This window comes from Pseudomonas sp. TE3910, from assembly GCF_056279025.1.
The window spans coordinates 4,527,022-4,541,678 of sequence record NZ_JBWBQN010000001.1; the positions used below are offsets into that span (position 1 = coordinate 4,527,022).

Genomic DNA, 14,657 nt, shown 5'->3' on the forward strand with positions numbered 1-14,657 from the left:
GGGGCGTTATCTTATAGCAAAAACGGCGGCCCAAGGCCGCCGTTTAGAGGTTGTGCAGATTTTATCCGGCGGTGGCCGGCTGTACCTCATTCGACGGTTTCGGCAGCGACGACAGCATCGCCATGATCAGTGCGGCCAGGTAGGGCAGCGACTGCACCAACAGCATGGCCACCCAGAAACGCATGTCGGCGCTCGGCATGCCTTGAACCAGGTAGATACCGGCCGCGGCACCCCAGAGCAGGAGCATGATGAACAGCTCTTCGCGCGCCTCGGAAATCGCCACCAGCAGACCATGGCTGTCGGCGTTTTTCGGGGTGCGGAAGAACGGAATGCTGCTGGTGAAGAAGCCGTACAGCACCGCCTTGGCAATGGTGTGCGACAGGGCCAGGCCAGCCAGCGCCGCAGCGAAGGCATCCTTGAGGTTCACCCCGACCGCGCGGCGATAGAGGAACACGATCTTGCCGACCTTGAATACGAACAATGCCAGTGGCGGGATGGCGAAAATCATCAGCGGCGGGTCAACCCGCTGCGGCACGATGATCATCGCTGCCGACCAGAGCAGTGCCCCGACGGTGAAGAAAATGTTCATGCCGTCGGCGATCCATGGCAGCCAGCCGGCCAGGAAGTGGTAGCGCTGGCCGCGTGTCAGCTCGGTGTCCTTGCCGCGCAACAGGCTTGCAGCGTGCCGCTTGATGATCTGAATCGCGCCATAGGCCCAACGGAAGCGCTGCTTCTTGAAGTCGATGAAGGTGTCGGGCATCAGGCCCTTGCCGTAGCTGTTGTGGGCATAAGCCGCCGAATAGCCTTTTTCGAACACGCGCAGGCCCAGCTCGGCATCCTCACAGATACACCAGTCGGCCCAGCCCAGTTCTTCGAGCACCGAGCGGCGGGTCATGGTCATGGTGCCATGCTGGATGATCGCGTCACGGTCGTTGCGGGTCACCATGCCGATATGGAAGAAGCCCTTGTACTCCGAGTAGCAGAGCTTCTTGAAGGTGCTTTCATACTGGTCGCGATAGTCCTGTGGCGATTGCACCACGGCGATTTTCGGGTCGGCGAAATGCGGCACCATGTGTTTGAGCCAGTTGCGGTCGACGCAGTAGTCCGAGTCGATCACTGCGATCACTTCGGCGTCCTTGGCCGTATGCGGGATGAGGTAGTTCAATGCCCCGCCCTTGAAACCGGCCAGTGGTGCGACGTGGAAGAACTTGAAGCGCTCGCCGAGCAGTTCGCAGTGGGCCTTGATCGGCTCCCAGACCGCCGGGTCCTTGGTGTTGTTGTCGATGATCAGGACTTCGTAGTCCGGATAATCCAGTGCGGCCAGCGCGTCGAGGGTCTGTTTGACCATTTCCGGCGGCTCGTTGTAGCAGGGCACATGGACCGAAACCTTGGGACGGTAGGCGCTGTCGGCCTGTACCGGAAGGAACTCGCGACGCCGCTTGTGTATCCACACGGCTTCGGCCAGTTCATGAGCCTCGGTGAGCAGCACGATGAAGACGCCGAGTGCCCCGAGGGCAAGCAGGAAGCCCACCGTCAGGCTGAACCAGGTGCTGTACTGTTGGCTGTAGTCGTAGCCGATCCAGACCAGTACCGAACCGCACAGGAAGGCGATGAAGGTCAGGAAGGTACGGCCGCGCTGACGCAGGGCCGAGCCGTCGATCAGCAGCAGGGCCAGCGAGAGCATCGCCAGGACCACGGAACTGATGGCCAGCAAGCGCCATTGTGGGATCGCGACCACAGGGCCTTCAAAGTTGAACTTCTGTTGGCGAGCCGCGTTGAATACGCCCCAGTACGCGCCGACCGAACCTTCGTCACTGGCTTTCCAGGGTTGGTCGTAGGCTTCGATGACGAAGTAGTTGTAACCCTGGCGGTTCAGTTTGTTGACCAGTGTGCGCAGGTAGATGGCCTGATCGGCCTGGGTTGCTTCAGCACCACCACGCATACGGCCATTGCTCGGCCAGCCGACTTCCGAGAGCAGCAGTGGCTTTTTCGGGAACAGGCGCTTGAGGTCGCGGGCACGGTCGAGAACGAATTGGCCGGCGTCCTTCATCGGGATGAATTCCCAGTACGGCAGGATGTGCGCCGCCACCAGATCGACGTGCTTGGCCAGTTCGGGGTGTTCTTTCCAGATGTGCCATTGCTCAGAGGTCGTGACCGGTACCTTGACGGCGGCGCGTACCCGATCCAGGTATTGCATCAGCGCTTCGGGGGTGATCTCCTTGCGGAACAGGGCTTCGTTACCGACCATTACCCTCACTACGCTGCGTGAGCTGTTGGCCAGTTCGATGGCACGCTGGATTTCCCGTTCGTTACGCTCCTGGTCGGGGCTGATCCATACCCCCAGCGTTACTCGCAGGCCAAACTCCTCGGCCAGTGCCGGAATCTGGTCCTGGGTGCCGTCCACGGTATAGATACGGATACTGTCGGTCAGCTTGCTCAACTGCTCCAGGTCCTGGCGCATCTCGTCAGTGGTTGGGTATTGCCCTTTCTGCGGGCTTTGCCCCAGGCGGAAAGGCGAGTAGGAGAAGCCGGAAATCTGCTCCGGCCAGTTGGGTGTGGAAACCGGGCGGTTGATCAGCGCCCAGAACCCGGTGAACAGCGCGGCGATTGCCACGACGATGACCAGGTTAAGACCAAATTTACGCGATGACATAGGTAGTTCGGGTTCCAAAGGGTGGAACGGGCAAGCGCCGTACAGCGCAAATCCTGATCGTTACCTGCCGTGCAATACAGGCAGGTATCAACTTGGATTTTCATTAGCAGCTTTAGTTCTGACGCCCGTGCAATTGTCGTCCAGGACTTGGGGTTACGCTGGACATTAAAGCAGCATTGCAACCGGTATGACCAATCGGCTGTCTTGGCTGTCGGTCAGGCACGGTATGGCATCGAACGCAGAGCAGCCTATAATGCGCGCCGGTTTTTTCGGGGTAGGGCCATGAGTACAGAAGATCCACGCTTTGCCGGTGTTGCCCGGTTGTACGGGCTGGAGGGGCTGCAGCGCCTGCGTGACGCCCATGTGGCGATCATCGGCATCGGTGGCGTCGGTTCATGGGTGGCAGAAGCCATTGCCCGCAGTGGGGTAGGTGAAATCTCGCTGTTCGACCTGGATGATGTGTGTGTCAGTAATACCAACCGTCAGTTGCATGCGCTGCAAGGCAATGTCGGCAAACCGAAGGTGGACGCCACAGCCGAGCGCTTGAGGGCGATCAACCCGGCATGCACGGTACATGCGGTGGCGGACTTCGTGACCAAGGATACCCTCGCCCAGTACATCACCGAAGACCTGGATTTCGTCATCGACTGCATTGACGCTGTGCAGGCCAAGGCGGCACTGATTGCCTGGTGCAAACGTCGCAAGATCTCGATCATCACTACCGGTGGCGCGGGTGGGCAGATCGACCCTACCCAGGTTCAGGTCACCGACCTGAACCGTACCTATAACGACCCATTGGCTTCGCGTGTGCGTTCGACTCTGCGCCGCGATTATGGGTTCTCGCGCAATGTCAGCCGCAACTACAGCGTGCCGTGCGTGTTCTCCACCGAGCAGTTGCGCTACCCGAAGCCGGACGGCGGCGTTTGCCTGCAGAAAAGTTTTGTCGGTGATGGGGTCAAGCTGGACTGCTCCGGTGGCTTCGGCGCGGTCATGATGGTCACCGCGACCTTCGGCATGGTCGCGGCGAGCAAGGCACTGGACAAACTGGTGGCGGGTACCCGGCGCCCATCCGAGCGCAAGCCGGCTCAGGCGCCAGAGGCGAGCTGAGCCATACGTTGCAGCACGGCATTGAGGCCGTTGCTGCGCGAGGGCGATAGCTGTCGCCCCAGGCCCAACTGGTTGAACCAGCCGGGCAGGTCCAACTGTTGCAAGGCGCTGCTGGACAGGCCTTCGACCCGAATCAGCAGCAGGGCGAGCAAGCCACGGATCATCCGGGCATCGCTGCTGGCGCGAAAGTGCCAGTGCCCGGCGCGCTGTTCGGCTACCAACCACAACCTGGCTTTCACAGCCGTGCACGCGGTTGGCGTCGCACTGTTCGTGACTGCTCAAGGCTGGGAGGCGCTCGCCCCATTGCATCAGCAAGCGGGCACGTTGCTCCCAGCCTGCGGCCTGTTCAAAGCTATCAAGTGCCTCTTGGGCAGCGATTGGCAGGGTCATCGCAGCAGCTCCAAGGACTGGTCCAGTGCTTCAAAAAAGCGTTGCAGGTCATCCGAATCGCTATACAGGGCCAGTGACACCCGTACCGCACCTGCAAGGCCGAGGCTTTTCAGCAGTGGCATGGCGCAGTGGTGGCCGGCACGTACGGCGACGCCCTGCTCGGTCAACAGGTGGGCCAGATCGGCGCTGTGTACACCGTGGATGACGAAGCTGGCCACTGCCACGTCGGGCGTACCGAGCACCCGCACACCTTCACGGTCGTTCAGGCCGCGCAGCAGCAGGCGGTGCAGGGTGGCCTCGTGTTCGTCAACGGCGCATGGGTCCAGGCTGGCCAGGTAATCAAGGCTGGCGCCCAGGCCGATGACGCCGGCTATCGGCGGTGTACCCGCTTCAAAACCCAACGGGGCGGGGCGGAATGTGGCCTCTTGATAGTCGGCCAACTGCACCATCTCGCCGCCGAACTGCCAGTGCTGCAGCAGGTTCAGTGCCTGGTACCGACCGTAAAGCACGCCGACACCGTCCGGGCCATAGAGCTTGTGGCTGGAAAAGACATAGAAGTCACAGCCCAGTTGCTGGACATCATGCCGCCCATGGACCACGCCCTGGGCGCCATCGACCACACTCAATGCGCCTTGAGCCCGGGCATGGGCCAGCAAGGGCGCGAGGGGTTGCCAGGTACCCAGTACATTCGACAGTTGACTGAGTGCGACAAGGCGTGTGCGCGGGCCAATCAACTGCAGCGCAGCCTCGACATCGATGAAGCCCTCAGGGGTGATGGGCAATATCACCAGCGTGAGGCCGCGTCGCCGGGCCAACTGCTGCCAGGGCAGCAGGTTGGCATGGTGCTCCAGGGCGCTGACCGCGATCTCATCGCCGGGATGAAAGCGCGCTTCCAGGCCGTAGGCCAGCAGATTCAGTGCCGAAGTGGCGCCGTGGGTGAAGATGATCTCGTCGGTGCTGGCGGCATTCAGCCAGCCGGCAACCTTTTCCCGGGTGCGTTCAAAGGCTTGTGTCGCCAGCGCGCCGGGCAGGTGTTGGGCACGGTGAACATTGGCAGCACCGTGACTGTAATAGTGGCTCAGGGCATCGAGCAGGGCTTGAGGCTTCTGAGTGGTTGCAGCATTGTCCAGATAGGTCTGGTGCTGTCGTTGCAGGGCAGCGATGGCCGGAAAGTCAGCGCGCCATGGAGAAGGCAGGAACATGATGGTCGGGCTCTGGGCATCGGGCTTGGCAAGCGCCAAGCCCGATCGTACCACTTAGTTGTGAGCGTGCAGCGCTTCGTTCAGCTCGATAGCCGACTTGTGGGTCTTGCACTCCACTGCGCCGCTGACCGAGTTGCGACGGAACAGCAGGTCTGGCTGGCCAGCCAGGTCGCGTGCCTTGACCACTTTGACCAGTTGGTTCTGCTCGTCAAGCAGGGCCACCTTGGTGCCAGCAGTGATGTACAGGCCTGCTTCAACGGTATTGCGGTCGCCCAGCGGAATACCGATACCGGCGTTGGCGCCGATCAGGCAGCCTTCACCGACCTTGATCACGATATTGCCGCCACCCGACAGGGTGCCCATGGTCGAGCAGCCGCCGCCCAGGTCCGAGCCCTTGCCGACGAATACGCCTGCCGAAACACGGCCTTCGATCATGCCCGGGCCTTCGGTGCCAGCGTTAAAGTTGACGAAGCCTTCGTGCATGATGGTGGTGCCTTCGCCGATGTAAGCACCCAGGCGTACCCGTGCGCTGTCGGCGATACGTACACCGCTCGGCACGACGTAGTCGGTCATTTTCGGGAACTTGTCTACCGAGAAGACTTCCAGCAGCTCGCCCTTCAGGCGTGCTTCCAGTTGCAGTTCGGCCAGCTCGGCCAGGTCGATGGCGCCCTGGCTGGTCCAGGCCACGTTCGGCAGCAGCGGGAAAATGCCGGCCAGGCTCACGCCATGCGGTTTGACCAAACGGTGCGAGAGCAGGTGCAGCTTCAGGTACGCTTCTGGCGTGGAGGTCAGGGCACCGTCTTCGGCCAGCAGGGTGGCGACCAGCGGCTTGCTGCTTTCTGCCAGGCGAGTCAGCAGGGCGGCCTGTGCGGCGTCGACGGTTTTCAGCGCTTCGGCCAGTTGTGCGGCCTGGGTGGTGTTGAAGGCAATGGCCTGGTTGCCACCTTCGTAACCGAGGATCGGGGCAATGGCCGCGATCAGTTCGGCAGCCGGGTTCACCAGCGGTTGTGCGTAGAAGACTTCCAGCCAGGCGCCTTGGCGGTTCTGGGTGCCAACACCAAAGGCCAGGCTGAACAGGGTAGTGGACATGCGGTTACCTCTTGGGAAATTGAATGAAAGCGTGGCGCCGGTCAGGACAGGGCGGCCGCGTAAAGGTCGGGCTTGAAGCCGACCAGGGTTCGTTCACCCAGGTCGAGTACCGGGCGTTTGATCATCGAGGGCTGGGCGAGCATCAACGCGACGGCCTTGGCCTGATCAAGGTCGGCCTTCTGCGCGTCGTCGAGCTTGCGGAACGTCGTGCCTGCACGGTTGAGTACAACCTGCCAGCCATGCTCGTCACACCAGCGTTCGAGGCTTTCGCGGTCGATACCCTGGCTCTTGTAATCGTGAAAGTCGTAGGCAATGGCATTTTCTTCGAGCCAGGTACGGGCTTTCTTCATGGTGTCGCAGGCCTTGATTCCGTAAAGGCGCAATGGCGTGTCGCTCGTAGTCAAGTCATGCCCCTCCTGGGAAAAAATGATGACGGATTATGCCACGACCTACACCGGGGAGTGGCGCTGGTCATGGTTCTTTGTAGCATGGTGTTACAGGTTGCGGCAGTGCTTGCGACTTTTGTGCAGCGGTGTGCGCGCAGCCTAAGCGGCTAATATGTCGCTTCAATGGCGTTTTCCGGCGCAGGATGCCTATCGCTATTGAACGCTTTGAAATCGAACAGGAATTACGCCGCATGCAGTCAGCCTATACCGTCTTAATTCTGCTGATGCTGGTCAGCGTTTCCAAGTTGGTCGGAAGGCTTGTTCCGCTACCTTTGCCGTTGGTACAGATTGCCGCTGGAGCCTTGCTGGCCTGGCCAACCCTTGGGCTTCACGTTGCCCTCGACCCTGAGCTGTTCCTCTTTTTGTTCCTCCCGCCGCTATTGTTTTCCGATGGTTGGCGCATGCCCAAGCGCGAGTTGTGGCGCCTGCGAGGGCCAATCCTGACCCTGGCGGTCGGGCTGGTGCTGTTTACCGTCGTCGGCGCGGGCTACTTCATCCATTGGATTCTGCCGAGTATTCCGCTGCCGGTGGCCTTTGCCTTGGCGGCCGTGCTGTCGCCGACTGATGCCGTGGCCGTTTCGGCCATTACCCAGGACCGTCTGCCGACACCCTTGATGCACATGCTTCAGGGCGAAGCCCTGATGAACGATGCCTCGGGCCTGGTGACCTTCAAGTTTGCCCTGGCAGCAGCCATTACCGGGGTATTTTCCCTGGCCGAAGCAAGCCTGACCTTTGTTTTGGTTGCGGTAGGCGGGCTGGCTATCGGCGTGGCGTTGAGCTGGCTGGTCGGACGTTTGCGTGCCTGGATGATTGCACGGGGGTGGGATGATCCGGCCACCCACGTCGTATTTATGTTGTTACTGCCGTTTGCCGCCTACGTGTTGGCCGAGCGTCTTGGGGCTTCGGGCATTCTGTCTGCCGTAGCGGCAGGCATGATGCAGAGCTGGCTTGATCTGTTGCCGCGTCAGACCAGTACTCGCCTGCTCAATCGCAGTGTCTGGTCGCTGTTGGAGTTCGCCTTCAATGGTCTGATCTTTTTACTGCTGGGCCTGCAGTTGCCGGATATCGTCAAGGCGGTGACCAGTCACGAGGCGTCACTGTGGCCAACCCTGCTGTGGCGCTGCCTGGATGTACTGGCGATTTTCCTGGTGTTGATCGCACTGCGTTTTGTATGGGTGCAGAGCATCTGGCGCCTGATCGGTGCGATTCGCCGCTGGCGGGGCAAGGACGACCTGGTTCTGGTGCCCACCGCTCGTTCGTGCTGGCTGTTGACCCTGGGCGGTGTGCGTGGTGCGGTGACCCTGGCGGGTGTCATGTCGGTCCCGCTGTTGATCAGCGCAGGTAAAGCCTTCCCGGAGCGAGACCTGCTGATCTTCATCGCTGCCGGAGTGATTTTGCTTTCGTTGATCTCGGCCTGCATTACCTTGCCAGTGCTGCTGCGCGGTGTGACCAAAAGCCCGGACGATACCTTGCGCCAAGAGGCCAAGGAGGCCTGGCGGCGCACGGCTGAGGCGGCCATTCATGCGCTGGAGGCAGAGGAGGCGGTGGAATCAAGCCTGCCTCAGGATGCTGCGCAGGATGCCAATCACGCGGCGTTGGCGATAGAACTCAAGGGGCGTTTGATGGCGGAGTATCGGCACCAGCTCGATACATTCAATGACAGCGCCGAAGCTCAGGCGTTGGCCGAGCAGATGGACCATTTGGAGCGGCGTCTGCGCTTGCGCGCCCTGCGTGCGCAGCGGCTGGAGCTGTACAACCTGCGTCGCAATCATGAAATTGGCGATGACGTGCTGCGCCAGGTATTGGGCGAGCTGGACATGAGTGAGGCCAACCTGGGGCCGGTCAAGTAGCCGGCTCAGGGGAAAAGCAGCGCCGACGGTCGCTAGCGTGTGCCGACTCCCGTTTACTGTCTGCGGGAGCCGGCTTGCCACGGTACTGGCGCTGCTACTTAACCCTCGATGAACGCACGAATCCGTTGTGCGGCTTCAACGCACTCGGCCAGTGGTGCGACCAGTGCCAGGCGCACGCGGCTGGCGCCAGGGTTGACGCCATTGACCTCGCGAGACAGGTAAGAGCCCGGTACCACGGTCACGTGCTGCTGTTCGAACAGGTCGCGGCAGAAGGTGGCGTCATCCATCGGCACTTTCGGCCACAGGTAGAAGCCGCCGTCCGGTTTCTTCACATCCAGCACCGGGCCAAGGATTTCCAGCACAGCGTCGAATTTTTCGCGGTACAGGTCGCGGTTGGCGCGTACATGCGCTTCATCGTTCCACGCAGCAATGCTTGCCAGTTGGGTTTGTACCGGCATGGCGCAGCCGTGGTAGGTGCGATAGAGCAGGAAGCCCTTGAGTACATCGGCATCACCGGCGACGAAGCCTGAGCGCAGGCCCGGCAGGTTGGAGCGTTTGGACAGGCTGTGGAACACCACGCAACGCTTGAAGTCGCTGCGACCCAGTTCCGCACACGCACTCAGCAGGCCCGGTGGTGGGCTTTGCTCGTCGAAGTACAGTTCGCTGTAGCATTCGTCGGCGGCGATGATGAAATCGTACTGGTCAGCCAGGGCAATCAGTTTTTTCAGGGTATCGAGCGGAATCAGTGCGCCGGTCGGGTTGCCCGGGGAGCAGAGGAAGAGAATCTGGCAGCGTTGCCAGATTTCGGCTGGCACGGCGTCGAAGTCCGGGTTGAAGCCGTTCTGATCCAGGCATGGCAGGTAGTGTGGCTGTGCACCTGCCAGCAGGGCCGCACCTTCGTAGATCTGGTAGAAAGGGTTGGGGCTGACCACCAAGGCATCGTCGCTACGGTTGACGACGGCCTGGGTGAAGGAGAACAACGCCTCCCGGGTGCCGTTGACCGGCAGTACATGGCGGGCCGGGTCGATCCAGCCCGTTGGCACGTTGAAACGGCGCTCGCACCAGTGCGCAATCGCCTCGCGCAGTGCCGGCAGGCCTAGGGTAGTGGGGTAAACAGCCATCTGATCCAGATTGTCGGCCAGTGCCTTGGCGACGAACGCCGGTGAGGTGTGCTTCGGCTCACCGATCGACAGGGCGATGGCGCGTTTGTCCGCGGCCGGTTGTACAGCGCCGAGCAGGGCGCGCAGTTTTTCAAACGGGTAAGGCTGAAGCTTTTGCAAGGCGTTGTTCATCGGCGCTGAATCTCGTCAAACGTTAAATGGTCAAGCGGGACATTTCGACACCGGCCTGGTCGGCCTGCAGCTGCTGCACGATCGCATCCTGCAGGCGGCTGCACAGCTGCGGGTCGGAGAGCGGCTGGTTGTTGGCATCGGTAATGAAGAACACATCTTCCACGCGTTCGCCCAAGGTGGCGATCTTGGCGTTCTGCAGCGACAGGTCGAACTGCAGGAAGATGAGGCCGATCCGCGCCAGCAGGCCAGGGCGGTCGGGGGCGTTCAGCTCAAGCACGGTGACCGGGCGCTGGGCATCGTTGTGGATGGTCACCTGCGGGGCAAAGTTGAAATGCTTGAGTTGGCGCGGTACTCGGCGCTGGATGATGGTCGGGTAGTCATCCGGGTTGCGCAGTGCTTCAGTCAGGCCGTCGCGGATTTGCTTGACCCGTTTTGGATTGTCGCCAATTGCACCGCCGTCGTTGTCGAGCACGATGTAGGTGTCGAGGGTGAATTGACTGCTGGAGGTGATGATCCGGGCGTCATGGATGTTCAGGTTGAGCTGGTCCATGGCCGCCACGGTCACGGCGAAGAAGTCATGCTGGTCGGGGGCATAGATGAAGATCTGGGTGCCGCCCTCGAACTCGCGTTGCGTGGTTTCCTTGATCAGCACCAGTGGCCCGCCATCCGCGGGTTGCTGCAGGATCGCATCGCTGTGCCAGGCCACATCGGCCGCGGTGTGGCGCAGGAAATAGTCGTCGCCCAGTTGTGACCAGAGTTGCTCGACGTCATCCGGGTCTGTGCCCTCTCGCACCAGGATGTCCAATGCGGCGCTCTGGGTCTGGCGGATCTGTTCCTCGCGGTCCAGCGGGTTCTCAAGGCCACGACGCAGGGCGCGCTTGGTCTCTGTGTAGAGTTGGCGTAGCAGGCTGGCTCGCCAGGAGTTCCACAGGCTCGGGTTGGTGGCATTGATGTCGGCCACGGTCAGTACATAGAGGTAGTCAAGGTGAACCTCGTCGCCGACCAACTGGGCGAAGTCGTAGATCACCTGCGGGTCAGAGAGGTCTTTTCGCTGGGCTGTGGTGGACATCACCAGGTGGTTCTGCACCAGCCAGACGATCAAGCGACTGTCCCAGACGGGCAACTGATGACGCTTGCAGAAGCTTGCGGCATCAATGGCGCCGATCTCGGAGTGGTCGCCTTTACGGCCTTTGCCGATATCGTGGTACAGCCCGGCCAGGTAGATCAGTTCAGGCTTGGGCAGGCGGCCCATGAGCTTGCTGGCCAGCGGGAATTTTTCCGATACAGGCGTGTACTGCAATTTTCGCAGGTGCTTGATCAGGTTCAGCGTGTGCGCATCGACCGTATAGATGTGGAACAGGTCGTGCTGCATCTGCCCAATGATCAGGCCGAACTCCGGCAGGTAGCGACCGAGGATGCCGTAACGGTTCATGCGGCGCAGGTTACGGTGAATACCGATCTCGCACTTGAACAGCTCGATGAACAGGCTGGTGTTGCGGATGTCGTGGCGAAATTCGCTGTCGATCAGGTGGCGATGCTGGCGCAGCAAGCGGATGGTGTCGGCGCGTACGCCCTTGATCTCCGGGTGCTGGGCCATCAGCACGAAGATTTCCAGCATGGCGAATGGTGTGCGCTTGAACACATTCGGGCGCACCGCTTCGATGTAGCCGTCGTGCAACTGGAAGCGCGGATTCAGCGGCTGAGTGCTGCTGCAGCTGTCATCGGCGAGGATCACTTCCTCGAAGTGCTGGATGATCAGATCGCTCAGCTCGGCGATGCTCATGACCACCCGGTAGTACTGCTGCATGAACTGTTCGATGGCGCGCTTGGGGTTCTCGTCGGTGAAACCCAGCAGCGCGGCAATGCTGCGCTGGTGATCGAACAGCAGGCGGTCTTCGGCCCGCCCGGCAAGCATGTGCAAGGCATAGCGGACCTTCCACAGGAATTCCTGGGAAGAAGCCAGCAGCTCGTTTTCGCTTTCCAGCAGGAAGCCTTCATCTGCCAGGGCGTGCAGGTTGAGCGTGCCGTACTGGCGGCGCGCAACCCAAAGTACGGTCTGGATGTCGCGCAGGCCGCCAGGGGAGCCTTTGACATTGGGCTCCAGGTTGTACTCGGTGTCGTTGTACTTGTGGTGCCGAGCTTTCTGCTCGGCGCGCTTGGCCAGGAAGAATTCCCGGCTTGGCCACATGTGCGCCGTGCTGGTGACTTCGAGCATGCGCTGACGCAGGCGCTCGGGGCCGGCAATGGTGCGGCTTTCCATCAGGTTGGTAATCACCGTCAGGTCGGCGCGGGCCTGCTCGGCGCACTCGTCGACCGAGCGCACGCTCTGGCCGACTTCAAGTCCGATATCCCACAGCAGGGTCAGAAAGCGCTCAATCGAGTCGCGGAACACCTCATGGTCGGCGCTGTCGAGCAGAATCAGCAGGTCGATGTCCGAGTAGGGGTGCAGTTCACCGCGACCATAGCCGCCGACCGCAACCAGGGCGATATCGGCCTCGTCACTCCACTCGAAGTGGTTCCAGGCCTGCTGCAGGATATTGTCGACGAACCAAGCGCGGTCTTCGATCAGTCGGCGGATCTCGCGGCCATCGCGAAAGCGCTGATCCAGCACCTCTCGAGCCTGGCGGATGGCCTTCTTGAAGGCGGCGATGGGGCTTGCCTTGAGAGCCAGTTCCGCCTGGAACTGGCCACGGTCGAACAGCTCGGGATCCACCTGGGGCATCGAATCAAGTTCCTACAGTAGGGCGGGTTCAGGCCGAAGTGCGGGGGATGGTGTCGTCTTTGCGCAGGGTGAAGATCTCATACCCGGTGGCCGTTACGACCAGGGTGTGTTCCCACTGCGCAGAGAGCTTGCGGTCCTTGGTGATGGCTGTCCAGCCGTCGCCCAGTACCTTGGTGTCGGCACGCCCCTGGTTGATCATCGGTTCAATGGTGAAGGTCATGCCTTCCTGAAGTTCCATGCCGGTGCCGGCACGCCCATAGTGCAGGATCTGTGGTTCTTCATGGAATACCTTGCCGATACCGTGGCCGCAGAATTCGCGAACCACCGAGAAACCGTTCTTCTCGGCATGCTTCTGGATCACTTCACCGATATCACCGAGGCGGCAGCCAGGTTTGACCAGCTCGATGGCCTTGTACATGCATTCCTGAGTGACCTTGGACAGCCGTTCGGCCCAGACCGGCACGGTGCCGACGTGGAACATGCGGCTGGTGTCGCCATGGTAGCCGTCCTTGATGACGGTGACGTCGATGTTCAGGGTGTCGCCATCTTTCAGCGGCTTCTCATTCGGAATGCCGTGGCAGACGACGTGGTTGATCGAGGTGCAGATCGACTTCGGGTAACCCTTGTAGTTGAGCGGTGCAGGGATGGCCTGCTGGACATTGACGATGTAGTCGTGGCAGATGCGGTCCAGCTCTTCAGTGGTCACGCCGGGTTTGACGTACTCTTCGATCATCTCCAGAACGTCGGCGGCCAGGCGGCCGGCGATGCGCATCTTTTCGATGTCTTCGGCGGTTTTGATGGTGACGGTCATTGCAGGCTCTCTACAGCGCGGTGTCGCGCGAATAAACGGATAAAGGCAGGATTCTAACAGAGCGACGTAGCCAGCAGGCGCCAGCAGCGTGTTTGCTGCCACTATTAGGGCGCATAATGGCGTGATTGCGCAGGCGGTGCAAAAGTCGCCCGGTTGCGTTGGTATTTCGGGTTTCGCTGCGCGCGCTTCTGTGGTATAAAATGCGCCGCTTTCCGGGGATAGCCCCGAAAGCACTAACCCACACACGTGTCGACACGATGGCCTGGGTGCCTTCGATCTTAGGATCGCTGGTTGGTCATTGGGATGCGTGGAGGCCCAACCCGACTTATCAAGGAACTATCATGTCCCAAGTCAACATGCGCGATATGCTGAAGGCCGGTGTGCACTTCGGTCACCAAACCCGTTACTGGAACCCGAAAATGGGCAAGTACATTTTCGGCGCGCGCAACAAGATTCACATCATCAACCTTGAAAAAACCCTGCCAATGTTCAACGAAGCACTGACTTTCGTTGAGCGCCTGGCTCAGGGCAAAAACAAGATTCTGTTCGTCGGCACCAAGCGTTCCGCTGGCAAGATCGTTGCTGAACAAGCAGCTCGTTGCGGCTCGCCGTACGTCGATCACCGCTGGTTGGGCGGCATGCTGACCAACTACAAGACCATCCGTGCTTCCATCAAGCGTCTGCGCGAGCTGGAAACTCAGGCTGAAGACGGCACTTTCACCAAGCTGACCAAGAAAGAAGCCCTGATGCGCTCCCGTGATCTGGAAAAACTGGATCGCAGCCTGGGCGGTATCAAGGACATGGGCGGCCTGCCTGATGCACTGTTCGTCATCGACGTTGATCACGAGCGCATCGCGATCACCGAAGCCAACAAGCTGGGCATCCCTGTTATCGGCGTTGTCGATACCAACAGCAGCCCAGAAGGTGTTGACTACATCATCCCAGGTAACGACGACGCCATCCGCGCCATCGAACTGTACATGGCTTCCATGGCAGACGCCGTTATCCGTGGCCGTAACAACGTCGCTGGCGGTACCGAAGAGTACGTCCAAGACGCTCCAGCTGCTTCGGTAGAGGGCTGAGTCGGTAACGCTT

At 60.7% G+C, this 14,657-nt stretch carries 10 protein-coding genes and 1 pseudogene; 3 read left to right on the forward strand and 8 right to left on the reverse strand.

Going from position 1 to position 14,657, the window contains the following annotated elements; genetic code table 11:
- Positions 1 to 61 precede the first annotated feature (61 nt).
- Positions 62 to 2,653 carry a glycosyltransferase gene (locus ACZ9H3_RS20685; RefSeq protein ID WP_099773706.1) on the reverse strand — a complete coding sequence of 864 codons (2,592 nt, stop codon included), beginning with the start codon at positions 2,651 to 2,653 and terminating at the stop codon, positions 62 to 64.
- A 282-nt stretch (positions 2,654 to 2,935) separates the two neighbouring features.
- Here ACZ9H3_RS20685 and tcdA point away from each other — a divergent pair, with 282 nt between their 5' ends.
- Positions 2,936 to 3,760, forward strand: coding sequence for a tRNA cyclic N6-threonylcarbamoyladenosine(37) synthase TcdA (gene tcdA / locus ACZ9H3_RS20690; protein WP_099773707.1), 825 nt, complete (start codon positions 2,936 to 2,938; stop codon positions 3,758 to 3,760).
- On the opposite strand, the pseudogene ACZ9H3_RS20695 reads toward tcdA, so the two are convergent.
- From ACZ9H3_RS20695 to ACZ9H3_RS20710, 4 genes and pseudogenes are all read right to left on the reverse strand, one after another.
- Positions 3,739 to 4,150: pseudogene (locus ACZ9H3_RS20695) on the reverse strand (SufE family protein). The gene tcdA and the pseudogene ACZ9H3_RS20695 sit on opposite strands and share 22 nt — an antisense overlap.
- A complete protein-coding gene (locus ACZ9H3_RS20700; protein ID WP_476222805.1) occupies positions 4,147 to 5,352 on the reverse strand; it encodes an aminotransferase class V-fold PLP-dependent enzyme in 1,206 nt (401 codons plus the stop codon). Before ACZ9H3_RS20700 ends, ACZ9H3_RS20695 begins: the two are co-directional and overlap by 4 nt.
- A 54-nt stretch (positions 5,353 to 5,406) precedes the next feature.
- On the reverse strand, positions 5,407 to 6,441 hold the full coding sequence (gene dapD / locus ACZ9H3_RS20705) for a 2,3,4,5-tetrahydropyridine-2,6-dicarboxylate N-succinyltransferase (RefSeq protein ID WP_454240875.1): 1,035 nt from the start codon (positions 6,439 to 6,441) through the stop codon (positions 5,407 to 5,409).
- Positions 6,442 to 6,482: 41 nt separating this feature from the next.
- Positions 6,483 to 6,824 carry an ArsC family reductase gene (locus ACZ9H3_RS20710; protein WP_256587616.1) on the reverse strand — a complete coding sequence of 114 codons (342 nt, stop codon included), beginning with the start codon at positions 6,822 to 6,824 and terminating at the stop codon, positions 6,483 to 6,485.
- Positions 6,825 to 7,078: 254 nt separating this feature from the next.
- Here ACZ9H3_RS20710 and ACZ9H3_RS20715 point away from each other — a divergent pair, with 254 nt between their 5' ends.
- Entirely contained in the window at positions 7,079 to 8,737 is a 1,659-nt protein-coding gene (locus ACZ9H3_RS20715; protein WP_102052911.1) for a Na+/H+ antiporter, read from the forward strand.
- A gap of 98 nt (positions 8,738 to 8,835) precedes the next feature.
- On the opposite strand, the gene dapC is transcribed toward ACZ9H3_RS20715, so the two are convergent.
- Genes dapC through map form a run of 3 tightly spaced genes read right to left on the reverse strand, consistent with a single transcriptional unit; the run spans position 8,836 to position 13,562 of the window.
- Positions 8,836 to 10,029, reverse strand: a complete 1,194-nt coding sequence (gene dapC / locus ACZ9H3_RS20720; protein WP_476222311.1) for a succinyldiaminopimelate transaminase — start codon at positions 10,027 to 10,029, stop codon at positions 8,836 to 8,838.
- A gap of 22 nt (positions 10,030 to 10,051) precedes the next feature.
- Positions 10,052 to 12,751: a [protein-PII] uridylyltransferase gene (locus ACZ9H3_RS20725; protein WP_099773712.1), complete on the reverse strand. Its 2,700-nt coding sequence runs from the start codon at positions 12,749 to 12,751 to the stop codon at positions 10,052 to 10,054.
- A gap of 28 nt (positions 12,752 to 12,779) precedes the next feature.
- Positions 12,780 to 13,562 (reverse strand): type I methionyl aminopeptidase, encoded by a 783-nt coding sequence (map, locus tag ACZ9H3_RS20730; protein ID WP_102052870.1) that lies wholly within the window; start codon positions 13,560 to 13,562, stop codon positions 12,780 to 12,782.
- A 341-nt stretch (positions 13,563 to 13,903) separates the two neighbouring features.
- Here map and rpsB point away from each other — a divergent pair, with 341 nt between their 5' ends.
- On the forward strand, positions 13,904 to 14,644 hold the full coding sequence (rpsB, locus tag ACZ9H3_RS20735; RefSeq protein ID WP_099773714.1) for a 30S ribosomal protein S2: 741 nt from the start codon (positions 13,904 to 13,906) through the stop codon (positions 14,642 to 14,644).
- The last annotated feature ends 13 nt before the right edge of the window (positions 14,645 to 14,657 follow it).

What these genes read in the sequence shown, in the direction of transcription:
- ACZ9H3_RS20685 (WP_099773706.1), bottom strand. Translation starts at nt 2,653, where the DNA reads ATGTCATCGCGTAAATTTGGTCTTAACCTGGTCATCGTCGTGGCAATC.
- tcdA (WP_099773707.1), top strand. Translation starts at nt 2,936, where the DNA reads ATGAGTACAGAAGATCCACGCTTTGCCGGTGTTGCCCGGTTGTACGGG.
- ACZ9H3_RS20700 (WP_476222805.1), bottom strand. Translation starts at nt 5,352, where the DNA reads ATGTTCCTGCCTTCTCCATGGCGCGCTGACTTTCCGGCCATCGCTGCC.
- dapD (WP_454240875.1), bottom strand. Translation starts at nt 6,441, where the DNA reads ATGTCCACTACCCTGTTCAGCCTGGCCTTTGGTGTTGGCACCCAGAAC.
- ACZ9H3_RS20715 (WP_102052911.1), top strand. Translation starts at nt 7,079, where the DNA reads ATGCAGTCAGCCTATACCGTCTTAATTCTGCTGATGCTGGTCAGCGTT.
- dapC (WP_476222311.1), bottom strand. Translation starts at nt 10,029, where the DNA reads ATGAACAACGCCTTGCAAAAGCTTCAGCCTTACCCGTTTGAAAAACTG.
- ACZ9H3_RS20725 (WP_099773712.1), bottom strand. Translation starts at nt 12,751, where the DNA reads ATGCCCCAGGTGGATCCCGAGCTGTTCGACCGTGGCCAGTTCCAGGCG.
- map (WP_102052870.1), bottom strand. Translation starts at nt 13,562, where the DNA reads ATGACCGTCACCATCAAAACCGCCGAAGACATCGAAAAGATGCGCATC.
- rpsB (WP_099773714.1), top strand. Translation starts at nt 13,904, where the DNA reads ATGTCCCAAGTCAACATGCGCGATATGCTGAAGGCCGGTGTGCACTTC.